Below are 23,147 nucleotides of genomic sequence, written 5' to 3' on the forward strand. Positions count from 1 at the left end.
GCATGCGACAAGGAGCAAAAGACCCATCAGCGGAGCAACGCCCCATGTCCGAATTGCCGCCCTCGATCCTGCCCGTCACCGCCAGCGGTCCGGACAGTCCCGAACCGGTGGTGCTGCTGCACGGCTTCGGTGGCGACGCGCGCGGTTTCGCGGAGCTGCAGGGCGAAGTGTCAATGAGCCGGCGCACGCTGGCTTTCGACCTGCCCGGCCACGGCCGCGCCCTCGGCTGGCCGAGGATCGGCGGCGCCGGCGTCGCCGCCCGCGCCGTGCTCGGCTCGCTGGAGGCGATGGGCCTCGCCCGCGTCCATCTCGTCGGCCATTCGATGGGCGGGGCGGCCGCCGCGCTCGCCGCGCTGAAGGCGCCCGAGCGGGTGGCGAGCCTCACCCTGCTCGGTCCGGGCGGCTTCGGCCCCGAGATCAACGCCGCCCTGCTGCGCCGCTATGCGGCGGCGCGCGAGGCAGGCGAACTGGAACCGCTGCTGGAGCAGTTCTTCGGCCTCGGCTTCGACCTGCCGCGTCTCGTCGTGCGCCAGGCGGCGGAGGCCCGCGCCCGTCCCGGCGTCTGCGAGACCCTCGTCGAGATCGTCGAGGCCCTGCTCGACGGCAAGGAGCAGAAGACCCTGCCGATCGCCGAAATCGCGGCCCTCGGCCCCCCGGTGCGGCTGATCTGGGGTGCCCAGGACCGGGTGCTGCCGGTCTCCCAGGCGCGCGGCCTGCCCGGCGATATCGCCGTGCAGGTGTTCGACGGGGTCGGCCACATGCCGCATCTGGAGATCCCGCGGCAGGTCGCCCGCGCCATCCGCGCCCAGACCGGCGACAGCGCCTGACGCCCGGAGACCAAGAGATCCGGAAAAGCAAAAGGCCGCGCCCTTGTGGGACGCGGCCTAGAATGTCGAATGTCGTCGGCTGAAACAGCGCGACAGGCGGCTCAGGCCTTGGCGGCCTTGGCCCGCTCGATCGATTCCTCGATGATCCGCTTGGCCTCGTCCGGGCCGCCGAAGCCGGTGATCTTCACCCACTTGCCCGGCTCCAGGTCCTTGTAGTGCTCGAAGAAGTGCTTGATCTGCTGGATGGTGATGTCCGGCAGGTCTTCGTAATGGACGATGTTCTCGTAGCGCCGCGTCAGCTTGCTGGAGGGCACCGCGATCAGCTTCTCGTCCTGCCCCGCCTCGTCCTCCATGAACAGCACGCCGATCGGGCGACAGTTCATGATCGCGCCCGGCACGATCGGCCGCTGGTTGGCGACGATCACGTCGACCGGGTCGCCGTCGCCGCACAGGGTGTGCGGCACGAAGCCGTAATTGCCCGGGTAGCGCATCGGCGTGTAGAGGAAGCGGTCGACATACATGGCGCCGGCTTCCTTATCCATCTCGTACTTGATCGGCTCGCCGCCCACCGAGACCTCGATGATGACATTGATGTCCTCGGGCGGATTCTTTCCGATCGGAACGGCGTCAATACGCATGGATGGGGCTCCTCTTTGGCTGTTGGCGGCTGTATCGCAAGCGCCGTGTCCAAAGGCAAGCCGGAACTTGTTGCACTGCAACTTAAGACCAAGCGCCGCCCGGCGCCGCCCCGCTGCGTCCGCCGCGCGCCGTCTCGCTCAGCGGTGCTGGCCGGCGAACTGCGCTGCCCCCTCGGACAGGCCGTGGCCGCCGCCCTGCCGGTCGAGCGGGTAGGCCTCCTCCACCAGATAGGGGCCGCCGCCGACACTGGCGCGGGAGGAGAACAGCACGAACCGCGCGGCGGTGAAGCTCTGGGCGTAGAAGTCGCCATGCTCGGCGAGCCAGCGCGCCACGTCCTGGTTGCTGCAGGTGCGGCAGCGCGCCAGCGTCACATGCGGCACGTATTTGCGCCGCTCCGCCGGCAGCCGCAGCCGCTGCAGGATGCGCTCCTGCTCGCCCTGCAGCTCCATCAGCCCCGGCGTCGGCTCGACCCTTGCGAAGACCGCATGCGGCTTGCCGTTGGCGAAGGCGCCGAGCCCGGTCAGCCGGATCTCCACCGGATCGCGGCGGATGCGGTCGAGCGCGTCCGCCACCTCGTCGGCCATGCGGTCGTCGATGTCGCCGATGAAGCGCAGGGTGATGTGATAGTTTTCCGGGTCGATCCAGCGCACACCGCGCAGGCCACCGCGCAACAGGGAGAGCATGAGGCCGGTCTGGGCCGGAATCTCAAGCCCGGTGAACAGTCGAGGCATGATCGAACCCTCCGCTGTCGCCGCATGCTCTCATCAGGACGGGTTTTTCGCTGCACCGCAAGCAAAAAAGCAAGGCGCTGATCCGCAAGGGCATTCCGCCTCACGCCGGCTTTGCGACCGGCAGCAGACACCCTCCGTCGCGGCGGATCGGCCGTGATTCGGGCCGGCCCGCCGCGTCTTTCCGCCGCCTTACGGGCAGGGGCTGCCGTGGCGCTGGTAGAGCGCGGTGATCCGGCCCTCGATCTCCTCGGTGATTGCAAGGTCCAGCGCCCCCAGATCGTGCTCGAGCTGGCCCAGCGAGGTCGCGCCGAGGATCACCGAGGTGGTGAAGGCGCGCGACAGCGCGAAGGCGATGGCCAGTTGCGAGGAGGACAGGCCGAGCTCGTCGGCAAGGTCGAGATAGGCATTGATCGCGACGTCCGCGCCCGGCTTCTCGTAGCGCTGCAGCCGGTCGAACAGCGTCTTGCGGGCCCCGGCCGGCAGCGCGCCATTGCGGTACTTGCCGGTCAGATAGCCCTGGCCCAGCGCCGAATAGGCGAGCAGGCCGACCTGTTCCCGGTGGGCGATTTCGGCAAGCCCGCCCTCGAAGGTGCGGTTGACCAGGTTATAGGCGTTCTGGATCGACACCACCCGCGGCCAGCCGTTGCGCTCGGCCAGCTCCAGGAAACGCATCGTGCCCCAGGGGCTCTCGTTGGAGAGGCCGAGATGGCGGATCTTGCCGGCCTTCACCAGCCGGTCCATCGCCTCCAGCGTCACCTCGATCGGCGTCTCGTCGTCGCAGGGCGCCGGCGCCTTCCAGATCGTCGGGTTGGAGCCGAAGCCGGAGACGTTCCGGTCCGGCCAGTGGATCTGGTAGAGGTCGATATAGTCGCTCTGCAGCCGCGTCAGGCTCTTGTCGACGGCTTCCTCGATCTGCGCGCGGGTCAGCCGGCCCTCGCTGCCGTCCTTGCGGAACCAGGTGTTCTCGGTGCGGCCGACCACCTTGGTGGCGATCACCACCTTGTCGCGGTTGCCGCGCGCCTTCAGCCAGGTGCCGATGATTTCCTCGGTGCGCCCCTGGGTCTCGGCCTTGGGCGGGATCGGATAGAGCTCGGCGGCATCAAAGAGGTTGATGCCGCGGTCGAGCGCGAGGTCGAGCTGGGCATGGCCCTCGGCCTCGGTGTTCTGCTCGCCGAAGGTCATCGTGCCGAGCGACAGGCTGGAGACATGAATGTCCGTGCGTCCGAGACGGCGCTTTTGCATCGGGGGATCTTTCTGCTGCGGTGTCTTGTGAAGACCGGGAGGATGGCCGGACCTTGACCGCTCAAGCGCGCCTCGTCAACCGTCTGCCGGCCTCTCCCCGCACGCCCCGATGCGCCGCGCCGGGTGCCCGCTCAGCCCCGCGCCGCGCCGGCCCGCGAGATCAGTTCTTCGACCTTCGGCAGGATGCCTTCGACGATGATCGCGACGCCCTTCTGCGTCGGATGGATGCCGTCCGGCAGCACGGTCTCGGCCGTGATCGGGATGCCTGCAAGGAAATTCGGATAGAGCACCGCGTCGTGGTCCGCCGCGATCTCCGCATACATCCGCTCGAAACCGGCGACATAGTCCTCGCCCATGTTGCGGGGCGCGGCGATGCCGGCCAGCAGCACCGGCAGCCCGCGCTCGGCAAGGCTCCCGACGATCCGCTCGAGATTCGCCCGCGCCGATGCCACCGGCAGGCCGCGCAGCGCGTCATTGGCGCCGAGCTCGACGATCACCGCGTCCGCCCCCTCGCCCAGCGACCAGTCGAGCCGCGACAGCCCTCCCGCCGTGGTGTCGCCGGAAACCCCGGCATTGACCACGACGACATCGTGCCCGCGCGCCTTCAGCGCCGCCTCCAGTTGCGCCGGGAACGCCGCCTCGGGCGGAAGCTGGTAGCCGGCGGTCAGGCTGTCGCCCAGCGCGAGGATGCGCAGCGGCTCGGCCCGCGCCGGCAGCGCGGCCAGCAATCCGGCCATGGCGAGAAAAACTGTAACGAAACGTATCATGTCGGCTGATCCTCTGGACGCTCCCCGCGTAACCTCCCATATCGCGAAAGGTTGCGTGCAGCGCGGCATGTTGCAACGTCGACCCGATCATATGGCCCAACCATATAGGCAGAGCATGACCGACCGAACAGTCCCGCCCCCCATCGTCTCCCTGTCCGGCGTTCATCTCAGCCTCGGCCGCGATGCCGCCCGGGTGCACATTCTCAAGGGCGTCGACCTCGACATCGCCGCCGGCCGCCGGGTCGGCATCATCGGCCCGTCCGGCTCCGGCAAGTCGACCCTGTTGATGGTGATGGCCGGGCTGGAGCGGGCCGACACCGGCTCGGTGGTCGTTGGCGGCTCCGAACTGACGGACCTGTCGGAGGACCAGCTCGCCCGCTTCCGCGGCCGCTCCATCGGCATCGTCTTCCAGTCCTTCCATCTCATTCCCAACATGACGGCGCTGGAAAACGTCGCCGTGCCGCTGGAGCTTGCCGGCGTGCCGCGCGCCTTCGAGGCCGCGCGCGAGGAGCTGGCCGCCGTCGGCCTTGCCGAGCGCACCGGCCATTACCCCTCGCAGATGTCCGGCGGCGAGCAGCAGCGCGTCGCCATCGCCCGCGCCCTGGTCACCCGCCCGCCGCTGCTGCTGGCCGACGAGCCGACCGGCAATCTCGACGAGACCACCGGCGCGCAGATCGTCGACCTGATGTTCTCCGCCACCCGCGAGCGCGGCATGACGCTGGTCATGGTCACCCATGATGCGGCGCTCGCCCGTCGCTGCGACGAGACCATCCGCGTCCGCTCCGGCCATATCGAGACGCTCGAGCCCGTCGCCGCCGCTGGGGAGGACTGAGCATGCACGGTGTCCTGCCCACGCCGTCGCAGCGCCGCGCCCGCCCGCCCCTCGGCCTCGCCTTTCGCTTCGCCCTTCGCGAGATGCGCGGCGGGTTGCGCGGCTTTTATGTCTTCATCGCCTGCATCGCACTTGGCGTCGCCGCCATCTCCGGCGTTGCCTCCGTCTCGCGCGCGCTGGTGGAAGGCATTGCCGCCGAAGGCACCTCGATCCTCGGCGGCGACCTGTCGGCCCGCCTGATCCACCGCACCGCCGAGCCGGACGAGCTTGCCTGGCTGGAAAGCCTCGGCGACCTCTCGCGCGTCGCCACCTTGCGCGGCATGGCGCGGGCGCCGGACAGCGGCGAGCAGACCCTGGTCGAGCTCAAGGCCGTCGACGGCGCCTATCCGCTCTATGGTGAGCTGCGCCTTGCCGGCGGCGGCGATCTTGCCGGCGCGCTCGCGCCGCGCGACGGCGTGCATGGCGTCGTCGTCGAGCCGGAGCTGCTGGTCCGCCTCGGCCTCGAGCGGGGCGACACGATCACCCTCGGCCGCGCCAGCCTGCGCATCGCCGACACGCTCGCCGCCGAGCCCGACCGGCTCAGCGACGGCATCAATTTCGGCCCCCGGATGATCGCCTCGGACGCTGCGCTGGAGGAGACCGGCCTCGTCCAGCCCGGCAGCCTGGTGCGCTGGCTCTACCGGGTGCGCCTGCCCGCCGGCACCTCCTCCGCGGCGGTCGAGGCGCTGGCCGAGGAGGCCAACCGGCGCTTCCCGCTCGCCGGCTGGCGGGTGCAGTCGCGCGCCGAGGCCGCCCCCGGCCTGCAGCGCAACATCACCCGCCTTGCCCAGTTCCTCACCCTTGTCGGCCTCACCGCGCTGGTCGTCGGCGGCGTCGGCGTCGCCAATGCGGTGCGCTCCTATCTCGATGCCAAGCGGCCGGTGATCGCCACCTTCCGCTGCCTCGGCGCCGATGGCGACTTCGTCTTCCGCGTCTATCTGATCCAGATCCTCTGCCTCGCCGGCCTCGGCATCGCCGCCGGCCTCGTCCTCGGCGCGCTGATCCCCTTCGTTGCCGCCGGCTTCATCGCCGCCGTGCTGCCGATCAAGGCGATCGCCTCGGTCTATCCGGCCGAGCTCGGCCTCGGCGTGCTCTATGGCGGGCTCACTGCGCTTGCCTTCGCGCTGTGGCCGCTCGGCCGCGCCCATGACGTGCCGCCGAGCCTGCTGTTCCGCGACGATGCCTCCGCCACCCGCGCCTGGCCGCGCAAGCGCTACCTCGCGGCGACCGCCGCCGCCGTGCTGGTGCTCGCCGGCCTTGCCGTCGCCCTGTCCGGCGACCTGCGCATCTCGCTCACCTATGTCGGCGCCACGGCGGTGGTCTTCGTACTGCTGACGCTGATCGCCCGCGGCATCATGGCCGGTGCCCGCCGCCTGCCGCATCCGCGCGGCGCCGAATTGCGCCTGGCGCTTGCCAACATCCACCGGCCCGGCGCGCTGACCCCCTCCGTCGTGCTCTCGCTCGGCCTCGGCCTGTCGCTGCTGGTCGCCCTGGCCTTGATCGACGGCAACCTGCGCCGCGAGCTCGGCACCACCGTCACCGCCAATGCCCCGAGCTTCTTCTTCCTCGACGTGCAGCAGTCGGAGCGCGAGGCCTTCGACGCCCTGCTCGCCCGCGAGGCGCCGGGCGCCACCATCGACGGCGCGCCGATGCTGCGCGGCCGCATCGCCGCGGTCAACGGCGTGCCGAGCGAGGAGGTCGCAGTGCCCGAGGGCGGCCGCTGGGTGCTCAACGGCGATCGCGGCGTCACCTATGCCGGCGAGCGGCCGGCGAACGCGGAGCTGACGGAGGGCACCTGGTGGGCGCCCGACCATGACGGCACGCCGCTCGTCTCCTTCGAGGCCGGCGCCGGCGCCGGGCTCGGCCTGAAGATCGGCGACACGATCACCGTCAACGTACTCGGCCGCGAGATCACCGCCGAGATCGCCAATTTCCGAAGGGTCGAGTGGGAATCGCTCGCCATCAACTTCGTCATGGTGTTCTCGCCCAACACCTTCGCAGGCGCGCCGCACACCCATCTGCGCACCCTCGCCTATGCCGACGGCGGCGGCGAGGCCCGCGAGTTGGCCCTGCTCAAGACCCTGTCGCAGGCGTTCCCGACCGTCACCGCCGTGCGCGTCAAGGACGCCATCCAGCAGGTCAACAGCCTCGTGGAACAGCTCGCGGTGGCGATCCGCGCCGCCGCCTCGATCACCCTCATCGCCTCCGTGCTGGTGCTGGGCGGGGCGCTCGCCGCCGGTCACCGGCACCGGGTCTACGACGCGGTGATCCTCAAGACGCTGGGCGCAACCCGCGGCCGGCTGATCGCCAGCTTCTCGCTGGAATACGCCATTCTCGGCCTCGTCACCGCCGCGTTTGCGGTGATCGCCGGGGCGCTCGCCGCCTCCTTCGTGCTGGTGGAGATCATGAATGCGGGCTTCGCCTTCCTGCCCGTGACCGCCTTCGGCGCCGCGCTTGCCGCCCTCGTGCTCACCGTCGGCTTCGGCCTCGTGGGCACCTGGCAGGTGTTGGGGCGCAAGCCGGCGCCGGTGCTGCGCAACCTTTAGCCGGCGCCGGACCGCGCCTGCGCGGCGGGTAACCCTCTGCCGGAAAATGACAGAACGGTAATGTCGGCCGGGCCGATTATGCCTTGTGGGGACGGCGGCTTGTGCCCATATTCGGGGGGACGTGCGTGCGAGCGGCGCGAACAGCGGCGCTTGCATGACTTCACGAGGTTGCGCAAAGGGGCCGCGAGGCGTCCGGCGCGGCCGGGGGACCGCCCTCAAAAAGGGCAACCGTTTCAACGGATAGAGAGGATTTCGATGTCGACCTTCGACCGCAATTCCAACACGAGGTACGCTGCGGCCGGCGCACACGCACAGGCCGGCGTCTATGATGAGGGCCTGCGCGCCTACATGCTGGGCGTCTACAACTACATGGCCCTCGGCCTCGCCATCACCGGCCTTGCCGCGCTGGCGACCGTGTATTTCGCCATCGACCAGACCGCCGGCGGCATGGCGCTGACCCCGTTCGGCCAGGCGATCTATCTCAGCCCGCTGAAGTGGGTGGTGATGCTCGCGCCGCTGGCCATGGTGTTCTTCCTCAGCTTCCGCATCCAGTCGATGAGCGCCTCCACCGCTCAGACGACCTTCTGGATCTACGCGGCGGCGATGGGCCTGTCGCTGTCGACGATCTTCCTCGTCTACACGGGCGGCTCGATCGCGCGGGTGTTCTTCATCACCGCCGCCTCCTTCGGCGCGCTGAGCCTTTACGGCTACACCACGAAGAAGGACCTGTCCGGCTGGGGCTCGTTCCTGTTCATGGGCCTGATCGGCATCATCATCGCCTCGCTGGTCAACATCTTCCTGGCCTCCTCGGCGCTGCAGTTCGCCGTGTCGGTGATCGGCGTGCTGGTCTTCGCGGGTCTCACCGCCTACGACACCCAGCAGATCAAGGAAATGTACTACGCGGGCGACGGCTCCGAGGTTGCCAAGAAGAAGTCGATCATGGGTGCCCTGCGCCTGTATCTGGACTTCATCAACCTGTTCCTGATGCTGCTGCAACTGTTCGGCAACCGCGAATAATCGCGCATCCTCAGGCACAAGCGGACATCGACGGGCGCGGCGAAAGCCGCGCCCGTTTCGTTTGCGAGGGCGTCGGCAACGTCGTTTGCCCAGTGCCGAGCGAGTGCCGGGCGAGTGCCGGGCGGGTGCCGGACGGGTGCCGGGCGGGTGCCGGGCGGGTGCCGGGCGAAAGCCGGTGGCGGTTTGCAGAGCGTCCGCCGCCGCCGCCACTGCGTCCATTTCTTCGGCTTCCTCTCGGAATCCTTCGCCTTTTCGCGCCGAACCGGATTGACGCGGCGCGGCGCGGCGGGGTTATCTGAAGTCATTCATCTTCCCCCCAGTTCAGGTCGAACGGATCCAATGTCGAGCGTTACCAGAAGACTTGCCGGCACCCGCCGTGCCGCCATCTCCCGCCTGCCGCTGTTCTCCCTTGCCCTGTGCCTCGCCGTCCCGGCCGCGCAGGCCGACGAGTACGACGCCCAGTGGGGCCTGATCATGACCGGCGCGCGCATCGCCCATGAGCGCGGCTATATCGGCCGCGGCGTCAATGTCGGCGTGGTCGATTCCGGCATCATCTCCGGCCATCCGGATCTCGAAGGCAATCTCAGCGGCCTGTCGATCAACGGCTACACCCTGGCGCCGACGACCACGGACGGCGAAGGCCACGGCACCCATGTCGCCGGCACCATCGCCGCGCTCGCCAATGGCGAGGGCATGATGGGCGTCGCGCCGGGCGCGCGGGTCACCTCGCTGCAGATCGCCAGGGACGACGGCAGCATCGACGCCGCGCTGCTCGACAGCGCCGTCGCCGCCGTCATCGGCTACGGCCTCGACAACGGCATCGAGTTCTTCAACAACTCGTGGGGCAGCGACGGGATGATGCCGGCCGACGGACCCGCCCTCGAGGGCGTACGGTCGCATTTCGAGAACGACAATCCGCTGATGCTCGCCGCCTTCCGCCGCGCCGCCGCCGAAGGCGCGGTGATGGTCTTCGCCAACGGCAATGACGGCCTGCCCGGCGCGGCCTATGAGCCGGCCCTGCCCCACCTCTTCCCCGAGCTGCGGGCGAACTGGCTGGCGGTCGCCGCCGTCGGCCGCGACGGCACTCTCGCCAACTACTCCAACCGCTGCGGCGTCGCCATGGCCTGGTGCCTGTCCGCGCCCGGCGGCGGCGACGACCAGGATGCCGACGGCATCTACTCGACCTCCAACACCGGCGGCTATGTCCGCTTGTCCGGCACCTCGATGGCGGCGCCCCATGTCACCGGCGCGCTGGCGATCGCCCGCGAGATGTTCCCCAACGCCTCCGCCTCCGACCTGGCGCAACTGGTGCTGGCGACCGCCCGCGACGTCGGCGAAGCCGGCATCGATGCCGAATATGGCTGGGGCCTGCTCGACCTTGACAACCTGACCTCGACCCGCAACGGCGCCACCGCCTCGGTGTTCACCCAGTCGCAGATGGCGCAGGCCGCGACCATGTCGCAGATCGCCGGCACCATCGCCGACCTTGCCGCCGCGCATGGCTCCGGCAAGGCGACCCCGGGCACGGTCAGCGTCTCCACCCATGGCGGCGCGCCGACGGCCGATGCCGGCTACCGGCTGTGGGGCTCCATGCTCGGCAGCTACTCCAGCATCTCCTCCCACGGCGCCACCCCCGGCAGCATCAGCCGCACCGGCGGCATGCTCTCCGGTATCGACGTCACCCTCGGCAATGGCATCGGCGGCGGTTTCGGTGTCGGCTTCACCTCCGGCAACAGCCAGGGCGGCGGCAACACCGCCCGCGCCAATGCGCTGCATGCGGTCGCCTATGGCAGCTATTCGGCCGGCGGCTTCTTCGCCGACGCGGCCGGCGGCCTCAGCCGCTTCGACTCGCGCCGCACCCGCAACTCGATCGCCGGCGCCGGCGGTGCCGTGCCCTTCACCGGCTCCAGCAAGTCGGTCGATATCGGCGCCTGGTCGAATGCCCGCATCGGCATGACCTTCGCGACCGTCGGCACCACCATCCAGCCCTACCTGCAGACCCGCCTCGTGCATCAGTGGCTGGGCGCGTCGAACGAGACCGGGGCCGGCGTCTTCGCCCTCTCGGCACCGTCGGCGAACCGCAGCCAGTTCGATGCCGGCGCCGGTGTGCGCGTTGCCGCGCCCGCCCTGCCGCTCGGTGCGGCGGCGACGCTGACGCCGGTGGTCGATGTCGCCTATGCCCGCGCCCTCGGCTCGCTCGGCGACACCCGCACCGCCACCATGCTCGGCGCGCCGGTCACCGCCACCGGCACCCGTGTCGGCCGCGACATCGCCCGCCTGTCGGCCGGCCTGCAGGTCGACGCGATGGAGGGCCGCCTGTCCGGCGCCCTCACCTATTCGGGCGAGTACCGGGCCCGCGCCCGCTCGCACGCTTTGGCCGCGCGCATGGGCTACAAGTTCTGACGAGCCCTGCGGGGCTCCCGGTTCCGTGCCTGCATTCCCGCGGCACTGCCTTGCGGAGGTCGGCCTGCCCGACCTCCGCTTTTTAAATCATAGGGGGGGTCGGCCTGCCCGGCCTCCGCTTTTTCCTGATAGATAGGGGTCGGCTCGCCCGGTCTCCGCTTTTGCGCCGGGCGGCGAGCAGCCCCTGCCTTGCGGCCTCACACGAGGCTCAGATGGCGCTTCTTCTCGAAGACCTTGAGCACCTGGGCGAGATCGCCGCCGCGTTTGAGGATCACCCCGCCGGTGCCGACCACCGCATAGGCGCCCTGGCGCCGGGCATTGCGCGGCACTTTCTCGATGCGGAACAGCGGCATTTCGGAGCTGCGGCGGAACACGGAAAACACCGCCCGGTCCTTCAGATGGTCGATGGCATAGTCGCGCCACTCGCCGGAGGCCACCCGGTGGCCATAGACCCGCAGGATCAGGTCGAGTTCCCGGCGGTGAAAGGTGACCAGCGCCGGGGGGCTGGCCGTCCCTTGCGCAGGGGCGAAGCCGGAGATTGCCTCCAGGTCCGCCCCGAACCGGGATGCCTCTTCTTCGAACTCGCTCATCGCGCCTCCCGCCTGGCTCGGGGTCCCGTCCTCGATGCGTCATCGATCCGTCATGATGAGCCCCTGCTTCCGCCTTTGGCAAGTCCCGGGCAGCGAGGGCCGGGCGCCGCGCTTCGCCCGCTGGCGCCCCGGCCAGACCGCCCCTCCGGCAAACCCTTGGAAAAAATCACTATTTCAGGCGGCTCCGGCGCGGCCCCAGGAGTTTTTTACCCCCCTGTCGATTTCATAGTTTCGCCCCATTGCAGCCCATACGGCGCCATCTTGGCCGGCGAAATTGGCATCGTTGCATGAGGGACTGACGACAAGGCTTCGGTACGCAACAGCCCCCCAGCCCCCCGGGGTTTTGTCTCAGGCGTTCCCCGGCCCGCAAGGGCCGAACTGCAACCGGAAGGGCCGGCTCAGCGCCGGCCCTTTTCCGTTTCTCCCCCCCGCTCTTCCGCGTTTTCCGGCTCTCCCGTCCCGCCGGGCGCGGCGCTGCGCGCAACGGCTTTTGTCGGCCGGCGAAGGGCGCTATCATGTCTCCATGAGTATCGGTCTGACAGCCCTGCGCCCAGCGCGCCACGACGATGCCGAAGCGCTCGCCCTCATCCATGAGGATGCCTGGCGGGCGACCTATCGCGGCATCATCGACGGGCTCGAACTGGAGCGGATGATTTCCCGGCGCGGACCGAAATGGTGGCGCACCGCCCTGTCGCGCGGCGTCCAGATCCAGATTCTCCAGGTCGCCGGCGTGCCGGCCGGCTATGCCACCTGGGGCCGCAGCCGGATGCGCGAACTGCCCTTCGAGGGCGAGATCTACGAGCTCTATATCCGCCCGGACCACCAGGGCCTCGGCTTCGGCAGCGAGCTGTTCACCGCCACCCGCGCCGCGCTGACCCGCGCCCGCCTCGATGGCCTCGCCATCCGCGTCCTCAAGGACAACGAGGAGGCGGTGCGCTTCTACCAGCGCCGGGGCGGCCAGATCCTGATGACCAATCGCGAGCGCATCGCCCAGACGACGCTCGACCTGACGGTCTTCGGCTGGTTCGCCGAAGACCGGTTCTGAGGCATCCGGCTCCCGGCGGAGCGCCCCCCGCCGTATCGTTCAGGCAGCCGCACCGTAGTGCCCCGCCCTCTCGATCCATCCCTTTCGCTTGGCCTCGTTCGACCCCTGCACCGGCGCGAAGGTGCGGAAGCGGATGCCCTTGAAGCCGCAAAGCCCGAGGATCTGCGATTTCATCGCCCGGTATCCCGGCACCCGCTCGATCAGATAGAGATACCAGCGGGGCGAGTCCGCGGTCACCAGCACCTCCGCCGTCCGTCCCTGCAACAGCTTGTCCGGCAGCATCTTGCCGGACGTGTAGCGGAAGGCGAAGCCCGGCAGCAGCACCCGGTCGAGCAGCCCCTTGAGCTTGGCCGGCATCAAGCCCCACCACATCGGATGGACGATGACCAGGTGCTCGCACCAGGCGATCTTCTCCTGCACCTGGGCCAGGCACGGCTCCAGCACCTTTTTCGGCTCGTAGCCCGCCCCCATGTCGGGATCGAACGTCATGTCGGACAGGCGCAGCAGCGCCACGTCGTGCCCGGCGCGGATGGCGCCTTCCGCATAGGCGGCGGCCAGCGCCCCGCACAGGCTGTCGGGGCCGGGATGTCCATCCAGAACCAGAATGCGTTTCGGCATTGTCTCTCTCCGGTTTCGCGTGTATCCATGCATAATTGACCGCGGTCATTTTTTGATGCCGCATTTTTTGACCGTGGTCAATAAATAAATTCACGCGACTCGCGCGCCGCCCCAACCCGCCTCGCAAGAGAGCCGCATCGAGAGAGAAGAACTGGAATGGTCGGACGCCCGCAGAAGCGCACCCGCGAGACCCGCGACAAGATCCTTGTCGCGGCGCGCGATCTCTTCGATGCGCAAGGCTACGAGGAGACCAGCGTCGATGCGGTGGCCGAGCGCGCCGGCGTTGCCAAGGCGACCGTCTTCGCGCATTTCAACGACAAGGCCAACCTGCTGATCGCGGTGCGGATCGGCAGCCTCGACGCGCTCGCCGAGGCGATGCGGGCGCAGATCGACCGGGGACCGTCCGGCGATCCGGCCGCCTTCCTCGCCGGCCTCCTGCATCCCTGGCTGGCGCTCTATCGCGCCGACCCGGAATTCGCCCGGCTCTATCTCGTCCAGTCGACGCTCAAGGACGCTCCCTGGACCCGCCAGTTTCTCGACGTCTGCTACCGGCTGGAGGAGGCCGTCGTCGAGGCGGCCAGTTTGCTGCAGGCCTCCGGCCGCCTTGCCGCCGGTGCCGAGCCCGTGCTTCTGGCCCAGGGGGTTCTGGCCTTTTTCTACCACATGATCGTCGGCTTCAGCATCGGCGCCATTCCGCAGGCCGAGGAGCAGGCCGCCCTTTTCGACCGGCTCGTCTCCCGCTGGGTGTCCACCGCGGTTCCGCCGCCGCAGGCTTAGGCGCCGCCAGGCGAGCGCCTGCGCAGCCCCCGCCGACAGTTTCCGCCGGCAGTTTCCGCCGACATCTTCCGCCTCGCCCTGCTCGTCGGCGTGCCGTGGATCTCGCTCTGGCTGGTCGTCGCCATGGGGTGAGGTGTGAAGGGTGAGGCTCGCGCCACGCGAGACGCACCCACAACCAGGCACACCCTTTGATTGTATCGCCGCAGTCATGACGGTACCCTCCGGCTGCAGAGAGCCGGGGGAGACCATCATGCACCTTGAAAAAACACCACTATGGTGTCATCTCTAATGGAGAAGCGGAGACCCGCCTACGATCTCTCTGCCATTCAGGGCGCCTTCGACCGCCCGGATAGGCTGGTGGCAACGACAACGGCCTTGAGGGGCGCCGCGGCTCTGGGCTTGGGGCGGCAAGAGATCGTCGACGTGATCCAGGGGCTTCGGCCGGGCGATTTCTACAAGTCGATGACGTCCCACCACGACCACACGGTCTGGCAGGACGTCTATCACGGACGCAGCTCGGCAGGCCTGGTCTATGTGAAGGTCACGGCCGGGATCGTTACCCAGTTCCTGTTGCTGTCGTTCAAGGAGAAGTGAGATGGAGCCTCTCACCTGCCCGGAAACCGGAAAGCCGATGGTGCGCGGCCTGCGCCAGGTGACGATTTCCTACAAGGGCCTCTCGCGCAGCTTCGACATGCCGGGCTGGTACGCGGACGGGGTGGAGGACGGCATCCATTCCGGCGAGGACATGAAGGTGTCCGATCGCGAGTTGAACCGCCTGAAGGCGGAGGCCGACCACCTGCTGACGCCGGATGAGGTCCGCGCGATCCGCCGCAAGCTGCGCCTGTCCCAGCGCGATGCCGGCCTCGTCATCGGCGGCGGGCCGAGGGCCTTCCAGAAATACGAATCCGGCGAGATTCTCGTCAGCCGCGGCATCGCCTCGGCCCTGCGGCTGCTGGAGCGGCATCCGGAGGAGGTCGCCACCCTGCGCGCGCTCGCCCCCGATGCCGCCGCCGACAGCTCCGCCTGAGCCCCCTCAGCCGCGCTCCTCCAGCACCCTGCGGGCGATGACCTGCGCCTGGATTTCCGCCGCGCCCTCGAAGATGTTGAGAATGCGGGCGTCGCACAGCACCCGGCTGATCGCATATTCCAGCGCGAAGCCGTTGCCGCCGTGGATCTGCAGCGCATTGTCCGCCGCCGCCCAGGCAACGCGCGCGCCGAGCAGCTTCGCCATCCCCGCCTCCAGGTCGCAGCGCCGGCCCGAATCCTTCTCGAAGGCCGAAAAATAGGTGAGCTGGCGCGCCGCCATCAGCTCGGCCGCCATCATCGCCAGCTTGTCGGACACGCGCGGGAAGGCGATCAGCGGCTTGCCGAACTGCACCCGCTCCTGCGCGTAGCGCAGCCCCAGGTCGAGCGCCGCCTGGGCAACGCCGAGCGCCCGCGCCGCCGTCTGGATGCGTGCGCCCTCGAACGTCTGCATCAACTGCTTGAAGCCCTGCCCCGGCACGCCCCCTAACAGGTTCTCCTGCGCCACCTCGAACCCGTCGAAGGCGATCTCGTATTCCTTCATGCCGCGATAGCCGAGCACCTCGATCTCGCCGCCCGACATGCCCGGCGCCGGGAACGGATCGGCGTCGGTGCCGCGCGGCTTCTGCGCCAGAAACATCGACAGGCCCTTGTAGCCCGGCTCCGACGGATCGGTGCGGGCAAGCAGCGTCATGACGTCGGCGCGCACCGGATGGGTGATCCAGGTCTTGTTGCCGTAGATCTTCCACACCTCGCCCTCGCGCACCGCGCGGGTCTTCAGCGAGGCAAGGTCCGAGCCGGTGTTCGGCTCGGTGAAGACGGCCGTCGGCAGCACCTCGCCGGAGGCGATCTGCGGCAGCCATGTCTGCTTCTGCAACTCGGTGCCGCCGCACAGGATCAGCTCGGCGGCGATCTCCGAGCGGGTGCCGAGCGAGCCGACGCCGATATAGGCCCGGCTCAGCTCTTCCGAGACGACGCACATGCTCTCCTTGCCGAGCCCCAGCCCGCCGAACTCTTCCGGGATCGTCAGGCCGAAGACGCCGAGCCCGGCCATCTCCTCGATCACCTCCAGCGGGATATAGGCGTTCTTCAGGTGCCACTCATGCGCATGCGGCACCACCTTGTCGGCGGCGAAGCGGCGCATTTCCTCGCGCACCTGCTCATAGGTGTCCTCGAGCCCGGAGGCGCCGAAGATCGAGTTGCCCTCCTGCTGGCGGATCAGCTCGGCGAGCCGCGCCCGCAGCGCCGGCGTGTTGCCGCTGGCGATCAGCTCCTCCACCGCTGCGCTGCGGAACGCGGTGGCCGCCTCCGCCCCGAGCCCGAGATCGGCGAGCCGCACCATCTCGCCCTGGTTCATCGGAATGCCGCCGAAGACCTGCGCCAGATATTCGGCGAAGGCGAGACGCACCAGCAGCTCCTCGGTCTCGCCGAAGCTGCCCGCCTCCTCCAGCCGCCCGGCATAGGCGGCGAGCTGGCGCAGCGCCTCCACATAGGTCGCGAGCCAGGCGAGCCCGTGGGTGGCGCGCTGCTCGGCCTCCAGCTTTTCCGCCGACAGCCGCCCCTCGGCCGAGACCACGCGGGCGCGCACGCTTGCCGCCGCCGCATCGAGCAGGCGGCCCAGCGTCTCCACCGCCGCGCCCGTCAGCGCCGCAAGCCGCGTTTCCCGTGCCTCGTAACCGAATTCGCTCGCCAGGGACATTCATTCCTCTCCATTGTCGATATCGTCGATATCGCCGCCTCCCGCCCTCCCGGCGGCCGATGCTGCAGCGCAAACAATATCGCGGCGAACTCGCGAAGCAATGCTTCTTTTGAAGGAGGGGAAAAGCAATTTTATTTCATGGATTTCGCACTGCGGCATGAACTGCCCGGCCATGGCTTGACCCTGGGCGCCGCCTCGCCCAAAAGCGAGGAATGAGCGTGCTGCAGGCCATCCGCGCCACCGTCGCGACGATCTACGACGCCGTCATGCACATGACGAGCGACGACGGCTTTGCGCTGGCGAGCCATGTCGCCCTGTCCTCGCTGCTGGCGCTGTTCCCGTTTCTGATCTTCGTCGCCGCGCTCACCGGCTTCCTCGGCATGTCGGACATGGCCGACCGCATCGCCACCCTGCTGTTCGACGCCTGGCCGGAGCAGGTCGCCCGGCCGATCGCCCGCGAGATCCACGTGGTGCTGACCCAGCCGCGCGGCGACATCCTCACCTTCGGCATCATTGCCGCCCTGTGGTTCGCCTCCAACGGCGTCGAGGCCCTGCGCGTGGCGCTGAACCGCGCCTATGGCGTCGGCGAGACCCGCAATTTCCTCTATCTGCGCGCCCAGTCGCTGCTGCTGGTGCTGTTCGGCACCTTCGTGCTGATCAGCTTCGCCCTGCTGATCGTCTTCGCGCCGCTGGTCTGGCGCGCCGTGCTGGCCCAGGCGCCGCTGCTCGAGCCCTTCACCGCCCGGCTCAACCTGTCGCGCTATGCCATCGCCACGGTGCTGACGCTGAGCGGGCTGTTCTTCGCCCATGCGGTGCTGCCGGCCGGCCGCCGCCGGTTGCTCGACCTTTTGCCGGGCGTCGCCGCCACGCTGCTCCTGTGGCTCGCCTCGGGCATGGCCTTCGGCGCCTGGCTCGCCGGCTTCGCCAATTATGTCTCGACCTATGCCGGCCTTGCCGGCGCGATGACCGCGCTGATCTTCCTCTACCTGATGTCGCTGTGCTTCGTCTTCGGCGGCGAGCTCAACGCCGCGATCCTGCGCCGCCGCGCCCGCAAGCTCGCCGGCGCGTGACGGCAACAACCGGCCTCACGCCGGCGTGCGCCGGGTGCCGATCCGCCGCTCGCGGATGATCAGGAGCGCCCCCACCACCAGCGCCGCGCCGGCCACCTGCAGCAGCGACAGCGTCTCGCCGAACAGCAGGTAGCTCTCCACGGCGGTGGCCACCGGCACCAGGTAGAACAGGCTCGCCACCCGCGCCGCGCTGCCGCCCTTGATCAGCACCATCAGGAGCAGGATCGCGCCGATCGACAGCACCAGCACCAGCCAGGCCATGGCGATGATCAGCTCGCCCGACCAGGTGATCTCCCAGCTTTCCAGCATCGACAGCGGCATCACCACGGCGAGCGCGCCGAAATACTGCACCAAGGTGCCGGGCATCAGGTCGACGCCGCCGGCGAAGCGCTTCTGATAGACCGTGCCGAAGGCGATGCCGGCCACCGCCACCAGACAGACCAGCGCGTTTTCCACCGTCAGCCCCGAGGCGTCGACGCCGATGCGCGGGCCGACCACCAGCAGCAGGCCGAGCGCGCCGACCGCCAGGCCCAGCCAGTGGCGCGGCGCCACGCTCTCGCCGAGGATCGGCCCGGCCAGCAGCGCGGTGAGCAGCGGCTGCAGACCCAGCACCAGCGCCGCGATCCCCGCCGGCATGCCGTTGTCGATCGCGTAGAAGATGCCGCCGAGATAGACGCCGTGGATCAGCGCCCCGGCGAAGAAGCAATGCGCCCACTCGGCCCCTTTGCGCGGCCAGTCGGCGCGCAGCACCAGGGCGAGCGCCAGCAGCACCGGCAGCACCAGCGCGAAGCGGATCGTCAGGAAGACGAAGGGCTCGATATAGGGCGCACCCAGCTTGGAGCCGATGAAGCCGGTCGACCACAGCAGCACGAAGATGCCGGGTGCGACCATATGCAGGAGCGAGTGCAAGAAATCGATCCAGTTCAGGCTGTTGCGGGGGTGTGGCCGGGCCGCCGACCTCCCTTGCACCCGGTTGCAACGGGAAATGGTGCAGCACGGCCGCTACATGGTGAGTGAATGTTAACTTTCCTCGCCGACCTTTGCCTAGGTCGTGGACTCATAATGGTGCCGGAAACGGCGTCCGTTCGGGCAAAGATATGCCAGGAGGAGCGCGATGGCCGGGGCAGGCCCCCCGGCCGAGCGATCCGACGCCGCAGATCGAAGCTCGAACGGCGCCCTTCGGGTATGCCGGAACCCGCCGGCAACAGCGTCGCAAGCCCTTGAAAACCTAATGGTTTCCTGCGGTCTTGCTCCTTGTATCCGATCGGGTTCGGGCATACCGTTTCTCGGCAGAATTATGAGTTCACGACCTAGGGCAGGAGTTGACAAGTCGAGGTAATCCAGTGTCGCGCTTCCGGGGTATCGCGTCGATGTCGACCTTAATCGGGCGACTATCGGTCCGCATCAGGATTTTTGGTCTCATCGCCGTCACCATGACCGGCCTTGCCGCCATCGGCGGCGTGTTCTGGTGGAGCCAGGCCAGCGTCGAGACCGCCTTCGAGACGGCCGAGGGCTTTTCCGACCTGGCCGGCACGGTCGCCGACCTGTCGACCACCGCCAATGCCATGCGGATCACCGAGAAGACCTATCTCGCCGAACCCTCCGCCGCCCTTTATCGCGGCTTCACCGGCCAGGTCGCCACCGCCCGCGAGCAGCTCGACCGGATCCGCGGCCTCGCCGTCGCCGCGCCCTATGGCGCGCAGATCGCCCAGGTTTCCGGCGTTCTCGGCGATATCGAGACCACCTTCCGCGACCTGCATGCGATCCAGCAGCGCCTCGGCCTGACCGACAGCGAGGGCGGCTCCGGCAAGGCGCTGACCCAGAACGGCGATGCCCTCGTCTCCGGCGTCCAGCAGCAGGCCCGCTTCAAGCGCGGCCCCGAGACCGAGCGCCTCGCCTTTGCCGGCGTCGACCTGCAGCGCAGCGAGAAGGCCTATCTGCTCGACCGCAGCGACATCAATCTCGGCAATTTCGAGGTCGCCGCCGCCCGCGTCGAGCGCGCGCTCTCCCGCGCCGGCCTCGACGAGGCGGTCGCCGCCGAGCTGACCGGCATCCTTGCCGCCTATCGCGAGGCCTTCGACAGCTTCACCGGCGCCGGCGGCGAGCACACGGCGCTCGTGGAAAAACTCGAGGCCTTCTTCGACGTGCTGCCCCCTTATCTCGCCCAGCTCAAGGCGGCGGCCGATGCCGGCCAGGCGGAGGCGGCGAGCGCCCTCGACAGGGGCCGCGACATCGCCTCCCTGACCATGCTGGTGATCATGGGCCTCACCGTCGCCGTGCTGCTCGTCGCCAGCATCGTCATCGGCGCCTCGATTTCCGGCCCGCTCGCCGCGCTGCGGCAGGCGATGGACCGGCTGGCCGCCGGCGAAACCGACATCGACCTGCCGGACGCGCGCGGCCGCACCGAGCTCGACGCCATGGCCGCCAGCGTCGCCGTGTTCCGCGACAATGCGCTGGAGCGCGCCCGGCTCGCCGCCTCGCAGGAGGCGGACAATGCCGCCCGCGACCGCCGCATGCGCCATCTCGACCAGTTGATCGCCGGTTTCGAGGCGACCGTCGGCGAGGCCCTCGCCCGCCTCGACCAGGCCTCCGAGGAACTCGCCGGCGCCTCCGGCACGCTCGACGAGGCGGCGAACCGCGCCGCCGAGGAAGCGACCATTGCCGGCGACGCGGTGCGGGTCGCCGCCGACGCCGTCACCTCCGCCGCCTCGGCCTCGGAAGAGCTCAACGTCTCCATCGCCGAGATCGCCGACCAGGCCAACCGCTCCACCCAGGTGGCGGAAAAGGCCGTGGCCAGCGCCCGCGACACCGGATCGAGCATGAGCGAGCTGTCGCGCACCGCCGACCGGATCGGCGAGGTCATGGGGCTGATCCGCGAGATCGCCAACCAGACCAACCTGCTGGCCCTCAACGCCACCATCGAGGCCGCCCGCGCCGGCGAGCATGGCCGGGGCTTCGCGGTCGTCGCCGCCGAGGTCAAGGACCTTGCCAGCCAGACCGCCCAGGCCACCCAGGACATCGCCAAGCAGGTCGAGGCGATCCAGCAGGCCTCGGCCAATGCGGTGATGGCGATCGGCGATGTCGAGCAGATCATCGTCCAGATGAACGACATCGCCGGCTCGGTCGCCGCCGCCGTCGGCCAGCAAAGCATCGCCCTGCGCGAGATCACCGAGAATGTCGCCCGCGCCTCGGAGCGCTCCGGCTCCGGCGCCGAGGCGATGGGGCGGGTCACCGGCGCCACCGATCATGCCCGCGGCACCGGCGAGATGGTCGGCGACCTGTCCGGCACGCTCGGCCAGCAGGCCCGGGTGCTGCGCAAGGAGATCGCCTCCTTCCTGGAGGGCGTGCGCGCCGCCTGATCGCGCGCGGCACGCCTCGGGGGGCCAAGCGCCCCCCTCATTGCCCCCTTCTCCTCCTCATCGTCCTCTTCGCCCCACAGCTCCCGGCCCGTTGCCCGCGCCCCGCCATTGCCTGCGGCCGGTTTCTGGTCACATATGGCGTGCGGGCGCCGTGCCGGGCGGGCGGCAGGCGCCAACCTCGCCCCCCCTGCCCGCCCTCGCCAGCTTGCCGAAGGAATTCCCATGCCGGACAGCCCCATTCAGGACAGCCCCATGCAGGACAGTATCGTCATCGTCGGCGCCGGCCAGGCCGCGGCCCAGGCCGTCCAGTCGCTCCGTACGGGCGGGTTCGGCGGGCGCATCGCGCTGGTCGGCGAGGAGCCGCATCCGCCCTATCAGCGCCCGCCCCTGTCGAAGAAGCATCTGGCCGGCGAGATCGACGACGCGGCGCTGCACCTGCGCCCGGCCAGCTTCTACGAGCAGAACGCCATCGACTGCCATTTCGGCAAAGTGGTCGAGGCGATCGACCGGCAGGCCCGCACCGTGCTGCTCGCCGGCGGCGAGCGGCTGCCCTATGACCGGCTGATCCTTGCCACCGGCACCCGGCCGCGCGCCCTGCCTCTCCCCGGCACTGAGCTGCCCGGCGTCGTCACCCTGCGCAAGATTTCCGATGTCGAGGCGATGCGCCCGCTGCTGCGCGAACCCGGCCGCGTCGCCATTATCGGCGGCGGCTATATCGGGCTGGAGGTCGCTGCCGTCGCCCGCGCCATGGGCCACGAGGTCACGGTGATCGAGGCGCAGGACCGGGTGATGAAGCGGGTGGTTTCGCCCACTGTTTCCGCCTGGTTCCAGCAGCTCCATGCGGACAGGGGCGTGCGGCTGATGCTCGGCACCGGCATCACCGGCTTTTCCGGGAGCGGGCGCGTCACGGGCGTGCAGCTTGCCGGCGGCGGCGAGGTGCCCTGCGACATCGTCCTGGTCGCCGTCGGCGCGCTGCCCAATGACGAGCTGGCGGCCGCCTGCGGCCTTGCCACCGGCGACGGCATCCTGGTCGACGACAGCGGTGCCACCTCCGATCCGCTAATTCATGCGGCCGGCGACTGCACCCGCTTCCACTCCGCCCTCTATGGCCGTTCGATTCGCCTCGAAAGCGTGCAGAACGCCATCGACCAGGCCAAGGCGGTCGCCGCCGCGATCCTCGGCCAGGAGGTGCATTACGATCCGGTGCCGTGGTTCTGGTCCGACCAATACGCGGTCAAGCTGCAGATCGCCGGCCTGTCGCAGGACCATGACGAGGCCCGCACCGTCGGCGACCCGGCCTCCGGCACCTTCTATGTCGCCTATCTCGGCGCGGGCAAGCTGCTCGCCGTCGACAGCATCAACCACCCGCGCTCGCACATGATGGCGCGCCGGGCGATCGGCAAGACCTTCGAGGAGGGGCTGCTGCCGGCGGCCTGAGCCGGATGCGTGTGCGAAACGATGGCGGGCGCGCGGCTCAGTCGGCCGCCGCCTCGATCGCGTCCATGTCGTCGTCGGACAGGCCGAAATGGTGGCCGATCTCGTGGATCAGCACATGGCTGATGATGGCGCCGAGCGGCTCCTCATAGGCGCACCAGTAGTCGAGGATGGCGCGGCGATAGAGCCAGACCCGGTTCGGCATGCGGCCGCTGAAGGCCTCCGCCCCGCCCTGCGCCAGGCCGATGCCCTCGAACAGGCCCATCAGCTCGAACGCATCCTCGACGCCGACCGCGTCCAGCGCGTCGTCGTCGGCGAAGTCCGCCACCCGGATCTCGATATCGCCGCACAAGTCGAGGATCTCCTGCGGCAGTTCGGCGAAGGCCAGCGCCGCCAGCCGCTCGAATTCGGCGAGATCCGGCGCCACCGCGCCGGCCCAGGCCCTGCCCTCGCCCCCCGCTCCTGCGAAACGTGATCCCACGGCGTGCT

Annotated in this window: 22 protein-coding genes; 12 read left to right on the plus strand and 10 right to left on the minus strand. The window is 69.4% G+C overall.

The features are described from left to right. Positions 1-44 precede the first annotated feature (44 nt). Positions 45-827, plus strand: coding sequence for an alpha/beta fold hydrolase (locus TSB10P1A_RS00370; protein WP_186385916.1), 783 nt, complete (start codon positions 45-47; stop codon positions 825-827). Positions 828-928: 101 nt separating this feature from the next. Here TSB10P1A_RS00370 and ppa read toward each other — a convergent pair whose 3' ends face one another. The 4 genes from ppa to TSB10P1A_RS00390 form a co-directional block, all read right to left on the minus strand. Continuing rightward, the gene (gene ppa, locus TSB10P1A_RS00375) at positions 929-1,465 is read right to left on the minus strand and encodes an inorganic diphosphatase (protein WP_186385917.1); all 537 of its coding nucleotides are present in this window, start codon (positions 1,463-1,465) and stop codon (positions 929-931) included. A gap of 138 nt (positions 1,466-1,603) precedes the next feature. After that, a complete protein-coding gene (gene thpR, locus TSB10P1A_RS00380; protein WP_186385918.1) occupies positions 1,604-2,197 on the minus strand; it encodes an RNA 2',3'-cyclic phosphodiesterase in 594 nt (197 codons plus the stop codon). 189 nt (positions 2,198-2,386) lie between these two features. Further along, complete coding sequence (locus TSB10P1A_RS00385; RefSeq protein WP_186385919.1) at positions 2,387-3,439, minus strand: aldo/keto reductase; 1,053 nt, start codon at positions 3,437-3,439, stop codon at positions 2,387-2,389. A 131-nt stretch (positions 3,440-3,570) separates the two neighbouring features. After that, a complete protein-coding gene (locus TSB10P1A_RS00390; RefSeq protein ID WP_186385920.1) occupies positions 3,571-4,206 on the minus strand; it encodes an arylesterase in 636 nt (211 codons plus the stop codon). A gap of 115 nt (positions 4,207-4,321) precedes the next feature. Here TSB10P1A_RS00390 and TSB10P1A_RS00395 point away from each other — a divergent pair, with 115 nt between their 5' ends. The 4 genes from TSB10P1A_RS00395 (at position 4,322) to TSB10P1A_RS00410 (ending at position 11,043) form a co-directional block, all read left to right on the plus strand. Beyond that, a complete protein-coding gene (locus tag TSB10P1A_RS00395; RefSeq protein WP_186385921.1) occupies positions 4,322-5,038 on the plus strand; it encodes an ABC transporter ATP-binding protein in 717 nt (238 codons plus the stop codon). Between the two features lie 2 nt (positions 5,039-5,040). After that, positions 5,041-7,623, plus strand: a complete 2,583-nt coding sequence (locus TSB10P1A_RS00400) for an ABC transporter permease (RefSeq protein ID WP_186385922.1) — start codon at positions 5,041-5,043, stop codon at positions 7,621-7,623. A 255-nt stretch (positions 7,624-7,878) separates the two neighbouring features. Further along, positions 7,879-8,640 carry a Bax inhibitor-1/YccA family protein gene (locus tag TSB10P1A_RS00405; RefSeq protein WP_186385923.1) on the plus strand — a complete coding sequence of 254 codons (762 nt, stop codon included), beginning with the start codon at positions 7,879-7,881 and terminating at the stop codon, positions 8,638-8,640. 339 nt (positions 8,641-8,979) lie between these two features. Then, on the plus strand, positions 8,980-11,043 hold the full coding sequence (locus TSB10P1A_RS00410; RefSeq protein ID WP_186385924.1) for a S8 family serine peptidase: 2,064 nt from the start codon (positions 8,980-8,982) through the stop codon (positions 11,041-11,043). A 197-nt stretch (positions 11,044-11,240) separates the two neighbouring features. On the opposite strand, the gene TSB10P1A_RS00415 is transcribed toward TSB10P1A_RS00410, so the two are convergent. Then, a complete protein-coding gene (locus TSB10P1A_RS00415; RefSeq protein ID WP_186385925.1) occupies positions 11,241-11,633 on the minus strand; it encodes a DUF2794 domain-containing protein in 393 nt (130 codons plus the stop codon). 523 nt (positions 11,634-12,156) lie between these two features. Between TSB10P1A_RS00415 and TSB10P1A_RS00420 the strand changes: the two genes are divergently transcribed. Further along, the gene (locus TSB10P1A_RS00420) at positions 12,157-12,678 is read left to right on the plus strand and encodes a GNAT family N-acetyltransferase (protein WP_186385926.1); all 522 of its coding nucleotides are present in this window, start codon (positions 12,157-12,159) and stop codon (positions 12,676-12,678) included. Between the two features lie 39 nt (positions 12,679-12,717). On the opposite strand, the gene TSB10P1A_RS00425 is transcribed toward TSB10P1A_RS00420, so the two are convergent. Beyond that, positions 12,718-13,296: an NAD(P)H-dependent oxidoreductase gene (locus tag TSB10P1A_RS00425; protein ID WP_186385927.1), complete on the minus strand. Its 579-nt coding sequence runs from the start codon at positions 13,294-13,296 to the stop codon at positions 12,718-12,720. Between the two features lie 156 nt (positions 13,297-13,452). On the opposite strand from TSB10P1A_RS00425, the gene TSB10P1A_RS00430 reads away from it, so the two are divergent. From TSB10P1A_RS00430 to TSB10P1A_RS00440, 3 genes are all read left to right on the plus strand, one after another. Further along, complete coding sequence (locus TSB10P1A_RS00430) at positions 13,453-14,073, plus strand: TetR/AcrR family transcriptional regulator (RefSeq protein ID WP_186385928.1); 621 nt, start codon at positions 13,453-13,455, stop codon at positions 14,071-14,073. Between the two features lie 288 nt (positions 14,074-14,361). Continuing rightward, the gene (locus tag TSB10P1A_RS00435) at positions 14,362-14,667 is read left to right on the plus strand and encodes a type II toxin-antitoxin system MqsR family toxin (protein WP_186385985.1); all 306 of its coding nucleotides are present in this window, start codon (positions 14,362-14,364) and stop codon (positions 14,665-14,667) included. A gap of 1 nt (position 14,668) precedes the next feature. Next, positions 14,669-15,100, plus strand: a complete 432-nt coding sequence (locus TSB10P1A_RS00440) for a type II toxin-antitoxin system MqsA family antitoxin (RefSeq protein WP_186385929.1) — start codon at positions 14,669-14,671, stop codon at positions 15,098-15,100. A 6-nt stretch (positions 15,101-15,106) separates the two neighbouring features. On the opposite strand, the gene TSB10P1A_RS00445 is transcribed toward TSB10P1A_RS00440, so the two are convergent. Then, entirely contained in the window at positions 15,107-16,795 is a 1,689-nt protein-coding gene (locus tag TSB10P1A_RS00445) for an acyl-CoA dehydrogenase family protein (RefSeq protein ID WP_186385930.1), read from the minus strand. Beyond that, entirely contained in the window at positions 16,796-16,969 is a 174-nt protein-coding gene (locus TSB10P1A_RS00450) for a hypothetical protein (protein ID WP_186385931.1), read from the minus strand. A gap of 38 nt (positions 16,970-17,007) precedes the next feature. On the opposite strand from TSB10P1A_RS00450, the gene TSB10P1A_RS00455 reads away from it, so the two are divergent. Continuing rightward, positions 17,008-17,865 (plus strand): YihY/virulence factor BrkB family protein, encoded by an 858-nt coding sequence (locus TSB10P1A_RS00455; RefSeq protein WP_186385932.1) that lies wholly within the window; start codon positions 17,008-17,010, stop codon positions 17,863-17,865. A 15-nt stretch (positions 17,866-17,880) separates the two neighbouring features. Here the strand turns inward: TSB10P1A_RS00455 and TSB10P1A_RS00460 are convergent, their stop codons facing one another. Next, positions 17,881-18,774 carry a DMT family transporter gene (locus tag TSB10P1A_RS00460; RefSeq protein ID WP_208985325.1) on the minus strand — a complete coding sequence of 298 codons (894 nt, stop codon included), beginning with the start codon at positions 18,772-18,774 and terminating at the stop codon, positions 17,881-17,883. Between the two features lie 461 nt (positions 18,775-19,235). Between TSB10P1A_RS00460 and TSB10P1A_RS00465 the strand changes: the two genes are divergently transcribed. Further along, the gene (locus TSB10P1A_RS00465) at positions 19,236-21,224 is read left to right on the plus strand and encodes a methyl-accepting chemotaxis protein (protein ID WP_186385933.1); all 1,989 of its coding nucleotides are present in this window, start codon (positions 19,236-19,238) and stop codon (positions 21,222-21,224) included. Between the two features lie 252 nt (positions 21,225-21,476). Beyond that, positions 21,477-22,661 (plus strand): NAD(P)/FAD-dependent oxidoreductase, encoded by a 1,185-nt coding sequence (locus TSB10P1A_RS00470; protein ID WP_186385934.1) that lies wholly within the window; start codon positions 21,477-21,479, stop codon positions 22,659-22,661. Positions 22,662-22,698: 37 nt separating this feature from the next. On the opposite strand, the gene TSB10P1A_RS00475 is transcribed toward TSB10P1A_RS00470, so the two are convergent. Further along, positions 22,699-23,139 carry a metallopeptidase family protein gene (locus TSB10P1A_RS00475; RefSeq protein ID WP_186385935.1) on the minus strand — a complete coding sequence of 147 codons (441 nt, stop codon included), beginning with the start codon at positions 23,137-23,139 and terminating at the stop codon, positions 22,699-22,701. Positions 23,140-23,147: the final 8 nt, after the last annotated feature.

The organism is Stappia sp. TSB10P1A, assembly GCF_900185725.1.
In the GTDB taxonomy this organism is placed as follows: Bacteria; Pseudomonadota; Alphaproteobacteria; order Rhizobiales; family Stappiaceae; genus Stappia.